This window comes from Hahella ganghwensis DSM 17046 (assembly GCF_000376785.1).
In the GTDB taxonomy this organism is placed as follows: Bacteria; Pseudomonadota; Gammaproteobacteria; order Pseudomonadales; family Oleiphilaceae; genus Hahella; species Hahella ganghwensis.
Map to the genome: position 1 here is coordinate 16887 of NZ_AQXX01000143.1, position 19012 is coordinate 35898.

Here is a 19012-nt window from a genome sequence, read left to right on the forward strand (position 1 = left end):
TCGTCTGTCAGACCTTAAATGGGGCCTCCAGGCCCCATTTAGATACTCGTCGATCAACCTGTAAGTTCCAGGATCAGTTAATCCCAGTACTTCCAATATGGCCATCTTCTTTTCAAAGCCCAATTGGCCTTGTCTGTCAGGCGTGCGGACTGGTCCATGACATGGAATATCAGGTTCTGTTCGTTGGTGCCGGATAACAGCATGGCTCCCGGACCGTTGCTGTAAATTCCAACATCTTCACCGGAGTGGGTTTCAGAAGACATGGGAATCAGAGCCTCCTGATGATAGCCGGCTGATTCGGTGTCGACAGCTGTCAGATCTTTGCGGCCAGCATCAATCGGATAGTTGTAGCTTTCATCTGCGTCAGTTTCGCTCCCCAGATCCTGGAAGCCCCGACCGTTCATATAACCCACTGTGGTGTAGGGCAAACCGTCAGCAGCCAGAGCTTCTTCATCGTTGCCAACACCTATCACCTTGCCAAGTATCGGGTTACCACGTTTCGGGTAACCTGCGATCGTGAAAACGTGGCCATGGTCGGCAGTCACGATGATCAGGGTTTCTCTGGGATCTGTATTGTTCAGAGCCACTTCAACAGCTTTGGACAATTCGATGGTGTCGGTCAGTGCGTTGTAAGCGTTGCCCGCATGGTGTGCGTGATCAATTCGGCCGGATTCAACCATAAGGAAAAACCCCTTACGGTTATTGTCCAGAACACCGATGGCTTTTTCGGTCATTTCACTCAGTGATGGCTCGCCGGCAATGTCATTGTCACGATCGGATTCATACTGCATGTGAGATTCGTTGAAAAGACCGAACAGACGATCAGTGTGCTCTGTATCAACAAGATCAAAGCCGTACTGGTCGAAGACGTAAGTACCCTCTGGATACTTTTCCTGCCATTCTGTCACCAGATTCCGGCCATCGGTACGGTCGCCTTCTACAGAGCTGACGGCGTCCGGGCTGTTCGCTGTTGCATCTTTGGGTAGGAAGTGTCGACGACCACCGCCCATGACGACTTCCATGCCATCAACGTTCAGGCGTCTGTAGCGGCTTTCCAGATTCTCTTCAAAATTGACCAGTTGGGAGGCAATGTCCTCACAACCCTGATCGACGGCGTCGGCCGGCATGTCAGAGATGTCCTCCCAGTTACGGTCGGCAGATTTGGCGTAAGTCGCTGCAGGAGTAGCATGTGTGATGCGGGCAGTGGAGATGATACCGGTTGATTTGCCGCTGATTTCAGCCAGCTCTAGAGCGGTGACAAGCTCATTGCCTTCAACTGTACTGCAGTCACCACGGACAATATCCTCATCAACGCCGATGACACCAACGTCGGTTTTGACGCCACTCATCATAGCCGTCATGGTTCCCGCGGAATCAGGTGTCTGGGCATCCACATTGTAGGTTTTGGAAAGGCCCGTGAAAGGGAATTCGCCAAAGCTTAGAAAGTTCTCTTCACCGGGCATTCCTTTCATTTGACCTTCAAGAATCCTGGCTGCGGTTACGGTGGAGATTCCCATTCCATCGCCCACGAAAAGGATGACGTTTTTGGCTTTCTTATGGTGGCCAATCCCGCGGGTCATTCGCAACTTTTTATACAGTGCGTTCTGTGCGTCAGAGTACCAGGTATTCATTGTCTGATGGTTGGGGATTGCATCCCCAGCGTGGGCACTCAGTGCTGCACCGAACGTCAGTGCAAAGGCGCTCACTGTCATCATGCCTTTGTTCATTTTCATTATGCGTTCCGTTTGTTATCAGGTGACTCTTTATTGAGTGACTTTCAGAGATGAAGGTTAAACCTAAACGTCAAATATGACCGTTGGATTAAAGTGATATGACAAAATTCGGGAAACCTAACGAAGTGTTTTGACGATAGAGAGCTATCGGAACTTGTTTGATCGTTGCGAAGAGTAGAGAAGCCTAGTGGAGAGGAATGCCCGGCCCACAATTGGGCCGGGCTGGTGCAGGGTTATTTCAAACCCATGCAATTGGCATAATAGGTTACTGTTCCTGGCCAATCGGAAAAAATACCGATGACGCCGACATCCTGGGCTAGCACATGCATGAGATTCATCACATCACCGTCATTGTCGATGGCGTCAGTGATTGACTGATAGTACCAGCCACCACCGGACGCCAGTGGGCCGGACCGTTCCAATGTCCAGGTAATGATCTTCAGGCCGGCATCGTTCGCTGCCTTGGCGTAAGCGGAGGATGCGATTTTGCCCTGTTGATCCAGTTTGACCAGCACCCAGGCAGGAGGTGCAATGACTTTAACGCCTTTTTCCACCAATTCCCTCATTTTAGGATTCCAGGTTTCAGGGTCATTGGGATTAAAGTCAGGGTTATCGTATCGACCATCAAGGTAGACTGCCTGACGGCCAAACCTTGGTGTATTTTCGATCCAGTAGAGAATGTCATTCAGGTTGAAAGACTGCGCCCAGACTTTCTTGGGATGTATTCCGGCAGCCTGGTACTCATCGATCATCTGCTGAGCATAAGCCTCTTGGGTATAATCCCCTTCATAGGGCATCTCCACACTGGGGGATTTCAGTTCAGGTGTGTATTTAACGCCCAGGGATTTAAATAGCTCGATACTCTCTACGTGGCTGAGGAGAGTGCCATTTTGGTCATACAGGTCTGTACGCCAGTCCGCTGTGGCATCCATATATTCTTCAACGGTAGTGGCATTCGGATTAAAAGCATCCATCTTGCCTTTCAGTGTTTTGAACTCCGCCAGAGTGATGTCACTGGTGCAGCACATGGCAGAGGCCTGCGTGCCTGCTGCCGGGTTGGCAGGAGTGAATGGTTGGGAACATTTGGCGGCCAGGTCTGGGACCGCCAGTATATTGGTTGTCGTGTGAAGGTCGCATTGGGAGTGACGGCAAACCAGTTCGCGGTCCTTGGTGAAAGTGACATCACACTCAACAATCCCAGCGCCCATAGCAGCGGCTGCCTCGTAAGATTCTTTGGTGTGCTCCGGAAACTGCATGGCAGCGCCCCGATGGCCAATGGAAAAGTCTGTTCGGTAGAAAGGGCCTTTACCGCATTGCTCAAGCTTGTTCTTAAGATTGCTCTCATCCATATCTTTGACCAGGTAAAAAGGTCTTGGACCAACCTGAGCCAGATTTTTTCCATGCTTATCATGGTTACGGGCGCTTTGATCCCCTTCTTCAGCATAAGCATTGGATATGGGGAACAGCAGCGTTGCAGCCGTGAGCGATAACACTGTCATTGCTATACGCATGACTTACTCCTTGTGGTTTTCGTGTATTTGAAGTCCCTTGAAGGGCAGTTGATGCGGGAACACTAATCCAATTACCACCACTATGACAAACACCCTGCCAGGTTGAACGGCGGAATATTAATCTGCCAGATGTGACTTCAGGTATAAATTTGCACGGATGATCTTAGATTTGGAATATTTCGGTGATGTGCTTGTGATATGACAACATGATGAAAGTTAACCCGATAGCGTTCGGGGCTTGTCAAGCCATCAAGCTCCAGAGTGACGGCTCGTTGAAAGTATATACCTATGCTAATCTCATAGAACTATCGGATCGGTGTCAGGTGAGAAAAAGTTTTCTTTGTGTGTCTGCAGAAGGAAACGGAGGTGGTTGCGATGAGATATCTTAAAAGGCCGGTTTGTCTGGTCACCGCATGTTTTCTGATGGCTGTCCTGACGACCGAGGGAGCCAGTCCCGATAATGAATTGCAGACAATCGTCGCTGCCGGCGATCCCTGGCCTCCCTATATCGATGAAATGCATCCTGAATTGGGAGTGTCTGTCGAAATTGCCAACGCAGCCTATGCCACACAGGGTTATCGGGTGAGACAGATGATTGTTCCCTGGGCCCGGGCGATGGAAGGTACTCGGGTCGGGACTTTCGATCTGGTGTTGGACGCGTGGTGGAGCTCAGAGCGCTCTCGGGAGTTCATGTTCAGCAGACCTTATCTTGATGGTTCCGTCAAACTGATCAAGCGGAAAGGAGACCCTTATATATACGAGGGAATCAGCAGTCTGAAGGGCCGGCTGGTCGCCGTGGTGAGAGGTTATGCTTACAACGAGGAACTCAATACCTCGCCGGAAGTGCAGCGTTTTGAAGTGATTGACTTCGCCAGTGCTGTTGCCATGCTCTTGAAAGAGCGTGTGGATTTCGCCGTTGAAAATGAACTGGTGGCCCGCTATCGGTTGGCTCAGGTAGCTCCTGAATCTTTGACCAAGATTGAATTTGTGGAGCCGCCTCTGAGTGTCAATCTCGTGTATGTGATCAGTGGCTATCGCAACCCGCGTCATTATGAGTACATCAATGCGTTCAATAAAGGGCTCCAGATTATTCGGGAGAACGGCGTGTATTCGGATATTCTGAAGCGTAATGGTCTTCAGGACCTGAATCGTGGTGTACCCTAGCTGGCTGTCGAAAAACTACCTGTGTTGCCACCAAGCGCTAAAGCCTCTGCCTTCTATACCCCCCCCCGGGGAACCTTTTTTCCATCATCTGTTCCAATGTATCAGGTATTACTGGGGGAAAGATGATGAAAGCTGCCTTGATTGGTCTGTTTATGCTGGTGCCTGTGCTTGCCCAGGCTGAGGAATGGGAAAGTGGTTCGGCCAAAACTGATTTTGTGGAATTGTATACTTCAGAGGGTTGCAGTAGCTGCCCGCCGGCAGACCAATGGCTGTCTGCTCTAAAGCAAAAACCGGGGCTTTTCCGGGATTTTGTTCCCGTCGCTTTTCATGTGGATTACTGGGATTATATCGGTTGGAAAGATCGCTTCGCCCGATCCTCATTCAGTGAGCGTCAACGGCAGTATGTAAGGGAGGGGTTAACCAGTCAGGTTTATACACCAGGATTGGTGATCAACAGTCGTGAATGGCGTCAGTGGTTTCGTGGACAACGTCAGTGGCAGCGTTCAGATGAAACGGTAGGCGTGTTACGTGGGAGCTTGAAGGGGCAGCAATTATCTGTAAGCTTCGATAAAAGCGGTCCCTATAAGCTACATGTGGCCTATCTTGGTATGGGATTGGTCTCTGAAATAAAAGCCGGGGAAAACCGTGGCCGAAAACTGAACCACGATTTTGTTGTTCTGGATATTGTGACAGCCGAAGGAAATGGGGAATGGCAACTAACCTTGCCCGTGGTTCCGCAGGCCGGACAGGAGCAGACCGCCCTGGCGATTTGGGTTTCACCGGCTGGTTCTCAGGAGGTGCTGCAGGTAACCGGTGGTTATCTTGCGGATAGCAGTCAATAATTCGAGATTATGGCGTGTTGTTCCAGAAGTGATTGACCCTCTCCAATAGTTGAGTCAGTGAGTTCACTTGAGTGGGTTGCCAGTGAGGCGGGAATAGCGCTTTATACTGAGGTTGAGTGAACCGATCATCTGCCAGGATAACCATGCCTTTGTCAGTTTCTGTTCGGATGACTCGACCGGCTGCCTGAATCACTTTCTGCCAGCCGGGAAGCTGGTAGGCATAGGAAAAACCATCCATTCCCAACTGATCGAAGTAACGTGCAATGGCATCATTTACCTGGCTTAATTGTGGCAGGCCCGGGCCCAATATAATGCTGCCGATAAGCCGTTCACCCGCCATGTCGATACTCTCTCCATAGGATCCTCCAAGGACGACAAATCCAATCTTTTGGCTTCGGTGACTGAATGCTTGCAGGAAGCGTTCACGTGCCTCTGGTGATGTATCCTGGGGTTGGGCAAGGTACTCTTTATGTGGACAGGATTTGGCAAACTCAGCGATTAACTGAGTCTGGAATTCATATGAGGGGGTGAATACCCAGTAATTGCCGGGCCGCTGGTCATGGATGCCTGAAATCATCTGAACCACGTCTGGAATCTGGTGGTAACGGGCTTTGCTTCGCATATTGAGGTAAGGCGCTATCAGGACTTCAACATTAGAGACATTGAATGGCGAAGGCATTCGCTGCCGGGCCACATCCTCGGCCAAACCGAGCAGGGTCTGGTAAAAGGACGGTGGAGTCAGTGTCGCGGAAAACAGTGCTGTGGCGACAACAGATTTAAAATAGGGCTGCAACATATTGGCAGGCGTCAGGCACCGAAGGTGCAGTACTCGGTGTGAGGATTTCTGATGGGAAACAGGAAGGGTCTCAAGAGGGGAGTCAGATACGACGTCCAAGCAGGCAAAGTCCTCTCCGGCCTGTTCTGACAGATATAACCAGTTGCGGGCCTGTTGCAGAGCCTCTCTGACAATCTCCTGGCTCTCCTGATCTGCACTGGATATCAAATCATGGGGTGTCAGAAGCCATTGCTCAGCAGCCCCGCTGAATAGCTCAAGGCGGTTTCTCAGAGCAGCCTCTCCAGTGATGATTTGCTGATTTTCCAAAGTGACTTTTCGGAGTTGTTGTATCAGCCCAGCAGCGGTTTTGGCCAGCGGTGTTCCTGTATTGTTCTGACTATGCCGACAACGCTGGAATAAACGTGTATCCAGGCGGGCGGAAAACAGTTCCCGGGCACGGTCCGGCAGGTTATGGGCTTCATCAATCAGTAACGCAATCTTATTCTGACTAAACAGCATCTCTGAGCGGACATTGGGGGAGAATACATAGTTATAATCTCCAATCAGAACATCAACCCAAGGCTGTAGAAGAGACTGCAGTCCGTGGGGGCAGATTTCGTGCTGGAGTGCAATCTCCCGTACAGCTTCTGCATCCAGCCAGCCACGGGACAGGGCTTCATCAATGGCTTCAGGAAGACGCTCGTAAAACCCGACTTGTCGGGGACAATCCTGAGTGTTGCAAATACTGTCCTGAATACAGATCTTGTCTTTGGCGGTGAGTCGAAGGGTTCTGATTCGGTCAAAAGCCTGGCCATATAACTGTCTTGCTGAATCCAGTGCCGCCTGTTGAGATGCATTTTTGGCCGAGGTAATGAATATCTGGTCCAGATAAGCCAGACCCATCGCTTTCAGTCCCGGGAAAAGCGTGGCCAGAGATTTGCCGCTGCCCGTGGGAGCTTCAATCATACACTGCTGGCCTTGCTGGAGTGTGCGATAAACCAGCTTGGCAAATTCTCGCTGACCGGTACGAAAATCTGAATAGGGGAAATCAATATCTTGCAGGTAGGCGTTACGCTGCAGACGGTGCTCATGAAGATCCTGGTACCAGTCCAGCAGATGCCTGAACAGAGGCTCGGTCATTGCCTTCAGTGCTGATAGCGAGCAGGACTCAGTGATTTGCTCCATTTTGTCAGTCAGCACATTGACGTAGGTCAGGCACAACTCAATATTGGTGTCGCCTGAATCACTGCAGGATTGCTGTACCCACATGGCAGCGTATAGAAGCACCTGAAGTCGATGCCGGCTTTGAAGGCCGATGGGAAGAAGTGATGCTTCATGCCTGAGTGTTTTGATTTCTTCAAACCGAATGCGGCCTGAATGAATCCACAAACCGTCAATTCTGCCCTGCAGAGTCAATGATAGGTCGCCCTGTTCCAGCTTGTGTTTCACCGAAACTTCTGCCTGAGTTTCAGGCGGCCAGGTGGCTTGAACCCGGCGGTGGGTCTCCTGGCCTTCGCGAGCTGTGGCTACATCCCGGTCCCGGTGGCTGAGATCCCCTTCCTGACATAATAATTCAACGGCCTGCCGGACGTTGATTTTATAGTGTGGTGATAATGACTGGGATTTTACTGACATCAGGAGAGAGACTCAGAATTGTGTACCACCCATTGCACCTGGACCAGGCTGCAGGGAATGCCGTGACTCTCAAAGGTCTTCATCCAGCGTAACTGGTTAGGCTGGACTTTGTCTGTGGGGCTTTTGACTTCCAGCAGTTTATAACTGCCGTCTTCGTAGAACTGGATCAAGTCAGGGAAGCCTGAACAGTTTTCCCTGAGGTCGCTCAACATACGGTGAAAGATCACTGTCCAGTGTTGCTTTGGGATATGCTCAAGTGCCCTTGAGATAATGTCCCATCCATGTTCGTACCAACCGACAAATGGATTGCTGATGCCATACTTCTCTGTCCAGTAGTGCTGGACGTTGTCCCGCCAGGTTGGCTGGTTGATGCTCTCAAAAGCAGACTTAATCAGGGAGGCTCGTTTGTTGGGAAACTCTGTATCGAAAAGGTCATGCGGCGCGCGCTGAAACGGGTGGGTAAATGCTCCTCTGACGGGAGCGAATACGGCTTCCCAGAATGTCAGGCCGAACATGGTATTCATCAGCCAGTTTTCCACGTAATAACAGGGAGCTGATTCCTGGTACAAGTGCAGCAGTACAGATTGTTCCACCCGTAACTCGGTTTGGGGAATATTCAGCATCTCTATCGGAGGAGTAAAACGCCGGTTAGGAATAACCTTATGACCGAGTTGTTTTCTGCATTGTTTTTCAAAGCGCTCGGCGAACAGGCTCTCTGCTTCATTCCAGGGGGCTTCAATAATTTTCACACAGCTGTCTGCAGCAGCTTGAAATTGGCCTTGTTTAAATAGAATCCTGGCTTGCCTTTCCCTGGCCGGCGGGCGTTTGGACAGTGAATAGGCGTGCAGGGCTTCTGTCGGCATCTGTTGTTGCTCATAGGCTTTGCCGAGGCGGTTACAAAGTCTGCTGAAGCGCCCGATAAGAGGGGAGTGCTCATCCAGTACAGGCAACTGTGCAATAATGCCTTCTGCGATATCCGGATCGAATTCCTCCATGCAGTAGAATTCATCACGCAACATCATCAGATGCACTGCATGGTCGATATCTTCTCGATGTCGAAACAGGCGGCTACCGCTCTCCAGCGAGTAGGGCTCGTAGCTGACGTGGCCGAGATCAACGGTCACAAATGTACTGAGATCCTGGGCCAGGTTGCCAAAGAACAACAATTGAAACAGGTCAATCAAAGGCTGGTGCAGAATCTCCACCAGGGCGTGGGGAAAGGCGTTGTAAAACTCTTCTGTGGAGAGATCTTCCAGTTGTTCCAGCAGGACCGGACGAGAGCTTTTTTTGGGGCAATACTCCGGCCACCATTGATTCATCTCCGGGCAGGTGACCAGTTCCAGCATTTCCTCTGGAGGCAGCAGAGGGTTGATGGTAATCAGCTCCTGATCTTCCAACGGGGGCAAAATGTGGTCTAAAGGCGGTAATTCTGAATACTGCAGCTTATCAGCCCGGAACAGCGTGGATCTTCGGCTGTACATGCGAACCATCAGTGCCTGTTCCGGCTCCGGTAAGCCCAGGAACCTTTCTATGAAAGCTGTCTCGTCTTCATTGAGCAGGTCGCCATATTGCTCGGTTACGCATCCTACCAGGCTTTGAAAGTTGTGGAGGTAGTAAAGTGGATCCAGTTCCGGCGAAACAGATTCGTTCACATCAGGCTCCGGCGTTGGAACTTATTACGATAATCTTTTGGCGTCAGGCCGGTTTTCTGGCGAAACAGTTTGGTGAATGAACTGACGTCTTCGTATCCTACTGCCATGGTGATCTGGCTGATATTGTCTGAGGTTTCTTCCAGCAGTTTCTTGGCATTTTCCAGGCGCAGTGTCTGCAGATACCCCAATGGAGTATCGCCTGTTGCAGCTTTAAAACGCCGGGCGAGCGTGCGTGGACTCATGTTGAAACGTTGGGCCAGATCATCGATGCGAATTTCCTCCTGGCAGTGTTCCTCCAGCCAGTTCTGCACATTGAGAATATCCTCATCCCGATGCATCTTGCGGACGCGAAGAGCTGAATAGCTGGACTGATAAGTGCGTCCCATATCGATGACAAAGGATTTGGAGGTTCTGACCGCCATATCATGTCCACAGAATCGTTCAGTCAGATAGAGGGCCATGTCCAGCCAGGCGATACCGCCGCCGGAACAATAGACATTCTCTGCGGTGGTGATCATTTGCTCCGGCCGCAGATCCACTTTGGGGTAGCGTTGTTTGAATTGTTCCACGTAGGCCCAGTGGGTGGTAGCTGTTTTGCCGTTCAGAAGTCCTGCCTCGGCCAGCAAAAATACCCCGGTGCAGTTACCGACCACCAAAGAGCCTCGGCTACCAAAGAAATACAGGGTCTCGATCAATTCTGGATTGCGTTCCAGTGTGACATCGATATCGCCGGCGATAGTGGGGACGACCAGTATATGATCTGAGTCCACCTGATCAAAACGGGTGTGGGCTTCCAACTGCATTTTATTCAGACAGCGGACGGGGCCTCCGTCCACAGAAGCCAGTTGCACCTGGAAGCGGGGAGTCGTGGGTTGATGCTGCCAGAAATTCCAGGTGACTCCCGCCATGCTCAGTATGTCCATGATCCCTGTAATGGCTGAAGAGAGAGCCAGATCGAATCCCAGTATGGTGACTTTTTGCATATGGCCGCCGTTATTGCCCGATTGTTTTTGATTCAATTATTCAATATATCTTGTGTCGACTTCAGGGAGACGGAGCACAATGCGCTCGACTTGAATACCTTGGTCGCAAAGAAACCGCTGTAAATAAAACGCACTGGTCGTGAAGAAACAGTATTGTGCCTCATTATGTGGTTGGTGACCATATCAGCCTAGTTAATGTCGATTCAGACAGTGTTGTCGTATAGGGAAATCTGACAGTCTTGGCATGGCTCAAGGAACGGATGATGTATTTCGTTTCTGAGATGGTTGAATCCACTCCCGATAAAGCAACTTTTAATCCTGCGATGGTCCGTTTGATGAGCGTCATATGAAACGGTAACAGACCCTCAGCAAGCAGCATTAACATCGCGGGTTTTTTTATCCTCATTCCCTCACTATACTTCGGAAATATATTCGATTTTATAAAGGTACCGAAAGGTGCCTGACTTCAGGGAACTGACAATGTCAGTATTGACCATTGGATATCCCTGGATAATGTCTAAGGAGTTTATGAATGAGCAGTGCCGATGAAGGCCGTCAGGCCAGAATGATCGATGAAATGCGTGGCTTTATTAAAAAAGTCCTGGCGGATCCCACGATTCCTGCCAAATGTATGGAAATCGCCCGTCGTTTGCATAATGAAGAAAATGCCGACCAGAAAATTGCCGATGAAATCAGTTCGACAACCACCATTCGGATTCCTGAGGTAATGAGTGAGGCGGATCAGCTCTTTATCGATGTTATTAATGAAGTTCTTGAGGATGAAGCCGCCTTGTATTGAGCCGCAGGCGATGACTAAGGGGGATCGTTGATCTCTCAAAGCGACACAGAGAGTTGAACAGGGCGCCTCAATCAGGCGCCCTGGTTATTTAAATCTCATCATAGGGGGAATTAAATACGAGATTAAACCGGTCTATGCCAGTGGCTCCCACCACTTCCTTTAGTTCCGCAATACTGTGGAACCGCCTGGGCCCTCCATTCACATCCTGCAGTACATCACGGTGATCCTTGTACTCCAGTTCCGCAATATAGATGTCTCCTTCAAAAGACAATATGTTGACCTGATTGATGTTTTCAGGGTGTCTGCGTAAATCGGCGATGTTCATTCGTTATTCCCTCTTTGATTTTCTTGTTTGTGTGGGGGGATCACAAGATCCTGTTCACCTCGTTCATCAGCATAGCGCCAAGTGGGCGTTAAGGCTAAGTTTTAACCGTCTATACTGATTCCTGCTTCACAAACTTCGTTACGTCCGAGGGTGGAATACAGATTAATATGTCTCTGTAGGCAAAATATTGCTTATAGGTGATAGTGTGTCGGCAAAAAATTGCTTATATGAGTGAAAGAGTGAAATAAAGTCATATATAAAACAATGAGATATGAGTCGTCCTCATTGGCGCGAGGCTTGCAATAGCAATGATCAGCTACATGTTTTTATGTTGCTTTGTGCAAGCTCAAAACAAAAACAAGAGGAAAACTTATGTTGAGCCTATCTAAAAACGCTTTTTGTTCTCGAATCCTGGCAGCAGCCGTTTCTGTTGGTACTCTGTTTGGCTTTTCTGCCGCATCCGGCGCAGAGGACAAAAATTATATTCTGGCAACCGCGAGTACGGGCGGGACCTACTACCCGGTAGGTGTTGCCATTGCTACCCTGAGTAAAGTCAAGCTGCAGCCAAAGAATGGAATCAGTCTCTCGGCAATCAACTCAGCCGGGTCTGGCGAAAACATCAAACTGATGCGTGACAACGAAGCCCAGTTTGCCATTCTGCAGGGGCTGTTTGGTAAGTATGCCTGGGAGGGGAGCGCCATGTTTTCCGCCGATGGGCAGCAACGTAATTTCCGCTCTGTGACCATGTTGTGGCAGAACGTCGAGCACTTTGTGCTACAGAATGAGTATGTGGAAAGCGGTACCATCAGCGATATGGCTAAGGCGAAAGGCGAGCGGGTTGCCATGGGTAAACGGAATTCCGGCACTATCGAGTCCAACCGTACGATACTGAGTCATTTTGGTTTAGATATTGATAAGGATTATGACCTGCTCTATGCCGGTTATGGGCCCAGCAGCCAGGCATTGCAGGACGGCAAGGTGGCAGCCTTCGGTACGCCGGCTGGTGTGCCCGTTAGTGCTGTGATTAATGCCTTCGCCCAACGCTCGGACATCACTTTATTGAGCTTCACTGATGAGCAGGTCAAACAGGCTGACGGAAATTTTGACCTGTGGACGCCCTATACCGTCAAAGCGGGAACTTATCCCGGTCTTGATAAGGATATTCAGACGATTGCCCAACCAAACTTTTTGGCGGTTCGCAATGATCTCGATGAAGAAACCGTCTACCTGCTGACAAAAACCATCTACGAAAACCTTCCATTTCTAAACAGCATTCATAAAGCGACGACAGCCATGGCGCTGGACAAGGCGATTGCTGGCCTGCCGGTTCCTCTGCACCCAGGTGCGGCTCGCTACTATAAAGAGCAGGGGATCGATATACCTGCCCGATTGATTGCGAACTGATTGCCACTAACGGTTATCTCTGATTGCCGGTCATTTCTCATCGGGAGAGATGGCCGGCCTACCAAGCAAATGAAAGAGGTTTCGCATGCAAGAATCCGCCGCTGAGTGGATGCTCCTGCGTCGCCACAATGCTCTCTATATCTGGGCGGGGCTGGTGGCAGTAGTACATATCCTGTTTAACATGACAGGCTGGATCAGTGGATTCTGGCCAAACGTCATACACTTTATCGGGTTTTCATGGTTGTGTGTGGGATGGTATGGGGCCACGGACGAATCAAAAAAACTGAAAACGATATACTATGGTCTCGCTCTGGCGGGAACCATCTCTGTGTTGTGGCTATTCTTCAGTGAAGACGCCATTTATGCCAGAGGCATCAAGCTTAGTGTCTACGACTGGATCGCCGGTCTGGTGGTGATTGTTGTAGCGCTTGAAATGACAAGGCGTACAGCCGGTTGGCTGATCCCTGTATTGATCCTGATTGCCCTTGGGTATGTTGCCTGGTGGGGACAGTACCTGCCGGGAGTCTTCAGGTTTTCCGGTTTGAGCCTGGAAACCATTCTTTTCCGAAGTATATTTGGTGACGATGGAATGTTTGGCAGTATTGCCTCCATTTCCTCCAGCTTCGTCATGATGTTTATCATTTTTGGTGCCTTTCTGGTACGTTCCGGCGCTGGCGACTTTATTATCGAACTGGCAAAACGTTCCGCAGGTAAGCTTCACGGAGGTCCTGGTTTAATCGCGGTAATATCCTCCGGACTTACCGGCACCATCTCCGGTTCTGCAGTGGCTAATACGGCTTCTACCGGTGTCATCACCATTCCGCTGATGAAGAAGGCCGGCTATGATGCCCGTTTTTCTGCGGGGGTTGAGGCGGCTGCCTCTACGGGGGGGCAATTGATGCCTCCGATCATGGGGGCCGGTGCCTTCGTTATGGCTAATTACACTCAGATCCCCTATACGCAAATTGTCGTCGTGGCGTTTTTACCTGCATTACTCTACTTTTTGACCATTGCAGCTTTTGTTCGGCTGCAGGCAAAGAAAAGTGGTATCAAACCCGAAATTCAGAACAACCCGACGCCGCTGCTGGAGATGATGAAACAGGGAGGGTTTTCTTTTCTGGTACCAATTGCCTTACTGATAGGTCTACTGATTTATGGTTTGAGTCCTACCTATTCGGCCGGTTTCGCCATTCTGGCGGTCATTGCCTCCTCCTGGCTTTCCCCCAACCCCATGGGTCCCAGAGCAGTCATGGATGCGTTGGCATTAGGTGCCAAGAACATGGTGATGACGGCGTTATTGCTGATTACCATCGGTCTGATCGTCAACGTGGTGGCGACCACGGGAATCGGCAATACATTCTCTTTCATGATTGTGCAGTGGGCTGGCGGTCAATTGTGGATTGCAATTATATTGATTGCTTTGGCCTCCCTGATTCTTGGTATGGGATTGCCCGTGACCGCCGCTTACATCATGGTGGCAACGATCGCAGCACCGGCTTTGCAGCAATTGATTATGGAAAACCACCTGGTTGATCTTCTGATCCAGGGAGCTTTGCCGGAAGCTGCTCAGGTGACCATGCAGTTTGTGGGAAATATCACGGATGTGAATCTGGCCGCGCCGATGCCTCCTGATCAGGCGGCAGAGATAGTTGCCAGGTTGCCCCGGGATCTGATGCCGACTGTGTTGGATGTATCGATTGATCCGACATTGGCCACTCTGGCGCTTTTGTCTGCCCACATGATTATCTTCTGGTTGTCTCAGGACAGTAATGTCACGCCGCCGGTGTGCCTGACGGCATTTACGGCGGCTGCAATTGCCAAAACCAAACCGATGCCGGCGGGGCTGTCCGCCTGGAAGTTGGCAAAAGCGCTATATGTCGTGCCGTTTCTGTTTGCCTACACGCCTATTCTCAGTGGTAACTGGGCAGAAGCAATCCCTATCTTTGTTTTTGCGGCAGCGGCGATGTATGCCATGGCAGCAGTGTTTACGGGCTGGCTCAGCCAGTATCTGATTATACCTTTGAGAGTCGTGCTAACCGTTTTGGCTGTACTACTGATATGGCCGACAACTCTGTGGGTGCATATTGCTGCGCTGGTGGTTTTGATCGCAATCTGGGGGCTTAACCGGCGAGGTGTTTTGGTTCCAGAGGGTCACCTCTCTGGATCTACCCGCGCCGGTTAGACTTCATCAGCAAACAGCCCGTTTGAGTCCTGGCAACCAAGCTTAAGGATATCAAACGGGGTGTCCGTATCTGTCACTGCCGGTTAGGGGCTGATTATGCTGATTTGGCGTCTTCCTTCGGTGGGAATGCCGGTTCAAACATGCCCAGTTCTTCGGCCTTTTTCATCGCGGAAAACAGATCCATGTGAGCGACCTTAAAGAGATCTTCGATATTTTCCAGCACGTAGTATATTGGCTGCATTATATCGATGCGATAGGGGGTTCTGAACACATCAACAAGGTCAAATGGACGCAAATCCGGTTCACTGCTGCAGGCGTATTGGGTTTCTCCGATGGAAGACAGTATACCACCGCCATATACACGAATACCCTCAGGGGTTTGAAGTAGTCCGAACTCCACCGTGAACCAGTAAAGTCGTTCCAGGAATGTTCTCTCAGTGTCTCCGGCTTCCAGGCCAAGCTTTCCGTAAGTTTCTGTAAAAGCGGCAAAACTCGGGTTGGTCAACATGGTGCAGTGACCGAAAACTTCATGGAAAATATCAGGTTCTTCCAGGTAATTCAGTTCTTCTCGTGTTCGAATGAATGTAGCACAGGGGAATCGTTTATTGGCAAGTAAGTTACAAAAGGTGGTAAAGGGAATTAACGCGGGGACTGCCGCGGCCCCCCAGCCAGTGGCATGGCCAAGTGGTTCGGAAACTTCTGCCAATTGAGGAATACGGTCTTGTGGTAAATTTAGCAACTCCATGCCATGGACGAACTCCTGGCAGGCGACGCCTTTGACGGCGGGTTGTTGACGTTGAATCAGATCCCGCCAAACTGAGTCTTCTTCGACGGTATAGTTAATCAGGCCGTTTGCATCAGGCGTTTTGGCCGTGTATTTGGAGCCGGGTACGGCTTCGATAACGATATTGTTTGCATTGCTGCCCATATTTGACACCCTCAACGCTCAGGATGGGTAAACCCTGGTGCGTACATGACTACATTATGCGCCTGTAACCTCATAAAAGTTAAAGGCATTTTTGTAAAGTCGGTGACGTTCGCTTGTGGCGATCATCGACGATTGTGAGGTCGGAAGGATAATTCCGGCCGGGCCATATAGTTTTGTGGCGACTTACATCACATAGTCATGATTTAAACGCTTATCATCGTTGTTGTCTACCTTGCAATGCCTTTGAATTGGCATAAGAATGTCTATCACGAATAGGGGGAGAGGTGATGGAAGTTCAGTCAGTCGGGACAGGAACTTCTTCGCTGGATATTCTGATGGCTCGTCAGCCGATCTATAACAGCGAGAACAAGCTGTTTGGATATGAACTACTGTTTCGTAATGCTGATGGATTAAGTGCAGAGGTTTTCGGCGGGGAAAAAGCAACCAGTCAGGTTGTCGTTAATCTTTGCACGAGTATCAATGCCCAATTTGATACTTTCAGGCAGCCTCTGTTTATCAATATCACTACGGATTTTCTGGACTCTGAATCATTTCTGCCGATTAACCCGGAAGGTGTGGTGCTCGAACTTGCTCACGATACAGTGGTGACCGATTCCCTACTGTTGAAGTTGGCTGAACTAAGTCACAAGGGCTATCGTTTTGCGCTTGACGGACATCATCCGGACAAAACAGACGTTGCGCTCTTCCCATACCTGGATCATGTCAAGCTGGACGTTTCACAGCTTGGTGCCGAAGAACTGGAGGAGGTGGTCAGCAGGCTGGATCAGTACACTTTCGATCTGATTGCAGGAAAGGTGGAAACCCCTGAAGAGTATCGGCAGTGCAGGGAATTGGGCTTCAGTCTGTTTCAAGGCTATTTTCTGGCACGCCCGGACAAAATTCTGGGTAAAACTATTAATCCGAGTCTTCAAGGCCTGATGCAGGTGCTGCGGCAGGTGCAATCCAAAACGTCGTCTATTGAAGATGTGTCCGAAGCGGTATCCCGTGAGCCGAAGCTGGTCTACCAAGTACTCAGGATTCTGAATAGCCCGGCATGCAGGCTTCAAAGGAAAATCGACACGATCCGAGAGGCCTTGGTGCTACTGGGGCTGAATCAGCTCAGAGAGTGGACCATGCTGATTATGTTGGCCTCTTCCGGGGAGCAGAACGTTGAGCTGGTGAGAATTCTACTGACTCGTGCCCGCGCCTGTGAACATTTTGCACAAGTGCGCGATTTGCCCTCACCGGAACAATTCTTTATGGCTGGCATGCTATCCGGTATCGATTTACTGCTGGAGGCTGACAAGAAGGTGCTTCTTGATCAGATTAGTGTGTCTCCTGAGGTGGTTGCGGCACTGCTCAACAATGAAGGGGCCATGGGGCAAATCCTGAAGCAAATTGGTATGATTGAGCAGCGCGACTGGGACTCACTCAACGAGCTTCCTTTCGAGTTATATCAGGATGTTTTTGATGCATATCATGAAGCCGGTGTCTGGGCGCATGAAATGTTAAGTCTTATTTATACCTGAATCCGCTGATGTTAATGGACGTATAAGGTTCCACAGCTTTCATGCGTTTATTCCGCCATTGTTTTGTTAAGAATTATTCTATTTGAGAAAGGAAGCCGTTCATGGGCGAAGTTATAATCACTCCAATTCAGGAAAGTAATGCCGGCGATGAGGTATTGGAAGCTTTACTGACCTTAAATGCCGCCGAAGTGCCTCATGTCGGAGAATTGGATCTTAAGGAGCTGCGTGAGCTTCTGTCGCAGTCTTACTACACCGGTATTGCTCGTGATGAAAATAAAATTGCGGGGTTCATTGTTGCCATGCTGCCGGGTGTGGACTATCAAAGCCTGAATTATCGATGGTTTGCGGAAAACTATGAACGATTTCTCTACGTGGATAGAATCGTTGTCGCACCAGACTATAAGGGTAGAGGTATCGGTCGCCGCCTATATCAGGCGGTAGCAGACCACAATCCTGTCGATGCTCTGATCTTAGGCTGTGAAGTAAACCTTAAACCCTTAAACCAGGACTCCCTGGATTTTCATGCAAGACTTGGTTTCAGTGAAGTGGGTCAGCAGGATACCGAAGGCGGTAAGAAGCGGGTATCGCTATTGGCGCTGGATCTGCATCCCTCCTGACAGAATGTTGTCAGGAGGGCACTGTATACTTTGCTTTGATTTCAGGTGACGCTGCTGTAAAAAAACTGGTGGCAGGTGTTATCCAATGAAAGTCATAAAAATGTTTTGATAACGGGTATACAGTAAATTCACAAGGAGCTAAACCATGTCCAATGAGAATCCCAGCATCATTTCTCACATCTCCATTGGAACGAATCAATTCGATAAGGCCGTCGCTTTTTACGACAAGGTGCTCTCAGCCATAGGTTGTCAAAGAATCATGGAACACCCCGGTGCAGTTGCCTACGGTAAACAGTTCCCGGAATTCTGGGTGCAGACGCCTATTGATGGTCAATCGGCGACTGTGGGTAATGGTTTTCACATTGGTTTCATGGTTTCGAGCAAAGAGGAAGTGCACGCCTTCTATCAGGCCGCAATAGACGCAGGTGCCTCAGGAGATGGCGAATCGGGACCACGCCCCCATTACGGTGAGCCCTACTATGGCTGTTTCGTCAGGGATCTGGATGGCCATAAGATCGAAGCCACGTATTGGGATATGGAGCTGGCGGCGAAGATATACGGCTCTTAGTTATACTTCAAAAGTTGGCTTTCCTGAAAATTGAAGGTTAGTAGTAAAACAGAATTTGCTACTAACCTGTTGATTTATCATTAATCCTTGAGAATACCTCGATAGCAGCGTGTTTCCTTACCTTGACTTTACCCGCCTTCCCCCTTAGTTTACGGCGCGTCACAGGTGTTCCTTACCAAATATTCACTAAGGAATGAAACGGGAAGTTGGTGCAAACCCAACGCTGCCCCCGCAACGGTAAACGAGAAAAGACAACGAGATACCACTGTGTTGTTACATGGGAAGGTGTTGTCAGGAAATTTTCCGCTCGTGAGCCCGGAGACCGGCCTGAGACATGAACCGGCATTGCGGAGGGCTTTGCGGGA

15 protein-coding genes and 1 riboswitch are annotated in these 19012 nt (G+C 49.9%); of the genes, 8 read left to right on the top strand and 7 right to left on the bottom strand.

Features of this window, described 5'->3' with window-relative positions; all coding sequences use genetic code 11:
• Positions 1 to 77 precede the first annotated feature (77 nt).
• Entirely contained in the window at positions 78 to 1733 is a 1656-nt protein-coding gene (locus tag F566_RS0129145) for an alkaline phosphatase (protein ID WP_020410590.1), read from the bottom strand.
• Positions 1734 to 1966: 233 nt separating this feature from the next.
• Positions 1967 to 3244 (bottom strand): glycerophosphodiester phosphodiesterase family protein, encoded by a 1278-nt coding sequence (locus tag F566_RS0129150; protein WP_020410591.1) that lies wholly within the window; start codon positions 3242 to 3244, stop codon positions 1967 to 1969.
• A 375-nt stretch (positions 3245 to 3619) separates the two neighbouring features.
• On the opposite strand from F566_RS0129150, the gene F566_RS0129155 reads away from it, so the two are divergent.
• Together F566_RS0129155 and F566_RS34470 are read left to right on the top strand one after the other, a co-directional pair.
• Positions 3620 to 4408, top strand: coding sequence for a substrate-binding periplasmic protein (locus tag F566_RS0129155; protein WP_157497192.1), 789 nt, complete (start codon positions 3620 to 3622; stop codon positions 4406 to 4408).
• Between the two features lie 122 nt (positions 4409 to 4530).
• Entirely contained in the window at positions 4531 to 5250 is a 720-nt protein-coding gene (locus tag F566_RS34470; protein ID WP_020410593.1) for a DUF1223 domain-containing protein, read from the top strand.
• A gap of 7 nt (positions 5251 to 5257) precedes the next feature.
• On the opposite strand, the gene F566_RS0129165 is transcribed toward F566_RS34470, so the two are convergent.
• The 3 genes from F566_RS0129165 to F566_RS0129175 are packed head-to-tail and all read right to left on the bottom strand — an operon-like array spanning position 5258 to position 10331.
• A complete protein-coding gene (locus F566_RS0129165) occupies positions 5258 to 7660 on the bottom strand; it encodes an ATP-dependent DNA helicase (protein WP_020410594.1) in 2403 nt (800 codons plus the stop codon).
• Positions 7660 to 9312 carry a VRR-NUC domain-containing protein gene (locus F566_RS0129170; RefSeq protein WP_020410595.1) on the bottom strand — a complete coding sequence of 551 codons (1653 nt, stop codon included), beginning with the start codon at positions 9310 to 9312 and terminating at the stop codon, positions 7660 to 7662. Before F566_RS0129170 ends, F566_RS0129165 begins: the two co-directional genes overlap by 1 nt.
• Positions 9309 to 10331, bottom strand: coding sequence for a GlxA family transcriptional regulator (locus tag F566_RS0129175; protein ID WP_245555329.1), 1023 nt, complete (start codon positions 10329 to 10331; stop codon positions 9309 to 9311). The genes F566_RS0129170 and F566_RS0129175 overlap by 4 nt, the downstream gene beginning before the upstream one ends.
• Before the next feature lie 496 nt (positions 10332 to 10827).
• Here F566_RS0129175 and F566_RS0129185 point away from each other — a divergent pair, with 496 nt between their 5' ends.
• On the top strand, positions 10828 to 11094 hold the full coding sequence (locus tag F566_RS0129185; protein WP_020410598.1) for a hypothetical protein: 267 nt from the start codon (positions 10828 to 10830) through the stop codon (positions 11092 to 11094).
• A gap of 88 nt (positions 11095 to 11182) precedes the next feature.
• Here F566_RS0129185 and F566_RS0129190 read toward each other — a convergent pair whose 3' ends face one another.
• On the bottom strand, positions 11183 to 11419 hold the full coding sequence (locus F566_RS0129190) for a DUF6482 family protein (RefSeq protein WP_020410599.1): 237 nt from the start codon (positions 11417 to 11419) through the stop codon (positions 11183 to 11185).
• A 372-nt stretch (positions 11420 to 11791) separates the two neighbouring features.
• Between F566_RS0129190 and F566_RS0129195 the strand changes: the two genes are divergently transcribed.
• Positions 11792 to 12823 carry a TAXI family TRAP transporter solute-binding subunit gene (locus F566_RS0129195; protein ID WP_020410600.1) on the top strand — a complete coding sequence of 344 codons (1032 nt, stop codon included), beginning with the start codon at positions 11792 to 11794 and terminating at the stop codon, positions 12821 to 12823.
• Positions 12824 to 12908: 85 nt separating this feature from the next.
• Positions 12909 to 15005 (top strand): TRAP transporter permease, encoded by a 2097-nt coding sequence (locus F566_RS0129200; protein WP_020410601.1) that lies wholly within the window; start codon positions 12909 to 12911, stop codon positions 15003 to 15005.
• Positions 15006 to 15099: 94 nt separating this feature from the next.
• On the opposite strand, the gene phhA is transcribed toward F566_RS0129200, so the two are convergent.
• On the bottom strand, positions 15100 to 15933 hold the full coding sequence (gene phhA / locus F566_RS0129205; RefSeq protein WP_020410602.1) for a phenylalanine 4-monooxygenase: 834 nt from the start codon (positions 15931 to 15933) through the stop codon (positions 15100 to 15102).
• Positions 15934 to 16220: 287 nt separating this feature from the next.
• Here phhA and F566_RS0129210 point away from each other — a divergent pair, with 287 nt between their 5' ends.
• From F566_RS0129210 to F566_RS0129220, 3 genes are all read left to right on the top strand, one after another.
• Positions 16221 to 17462 (top strand): EAL and HDOD domain-containing protein, encoded by a 1242-nt coding sequence (locus tag F566_RS0129210; protein ID WP_020410603.1) that lies wholly within the window; start codon positions 16221 to 16223, stop codon positions 17460 to 17462.
• Positions 17463 to 17563: 101 nt separating this feature from the next.
• Positions 17564 to 18079 (top strand): GNAT family N-acetyltransferase, encoded by a 516-nt coding sequence (locus F566_RS0129215; RefSeq protein ID WP_020410604.1) that lies wholly within the window; start codon positions 17564 to 17566, stop codon positions 18077 to 18079.
• Between the two features lie 145 nt (positions 18080 to 18224).
• Positions 18225 to 18647: a VOC family protein gene (locus F566_RS0129220; RefSeq protein ID WP_020410605.1), complete on the top strand. Its 423-nt coding sequence runs from the start codon at positions 18225 to 18227 to the stop codon at positions 18645 to 18647.
• A 146-nt stretch (positions 18648 to 18793) separates the two neighbouring features.
• Positions 18794 to 18992, top strand: a riboswitch (cobalamin riboswitch).
• The last annotated feature ends 20 nt before the right edge of the window (positions 18993 to 19012 follow it).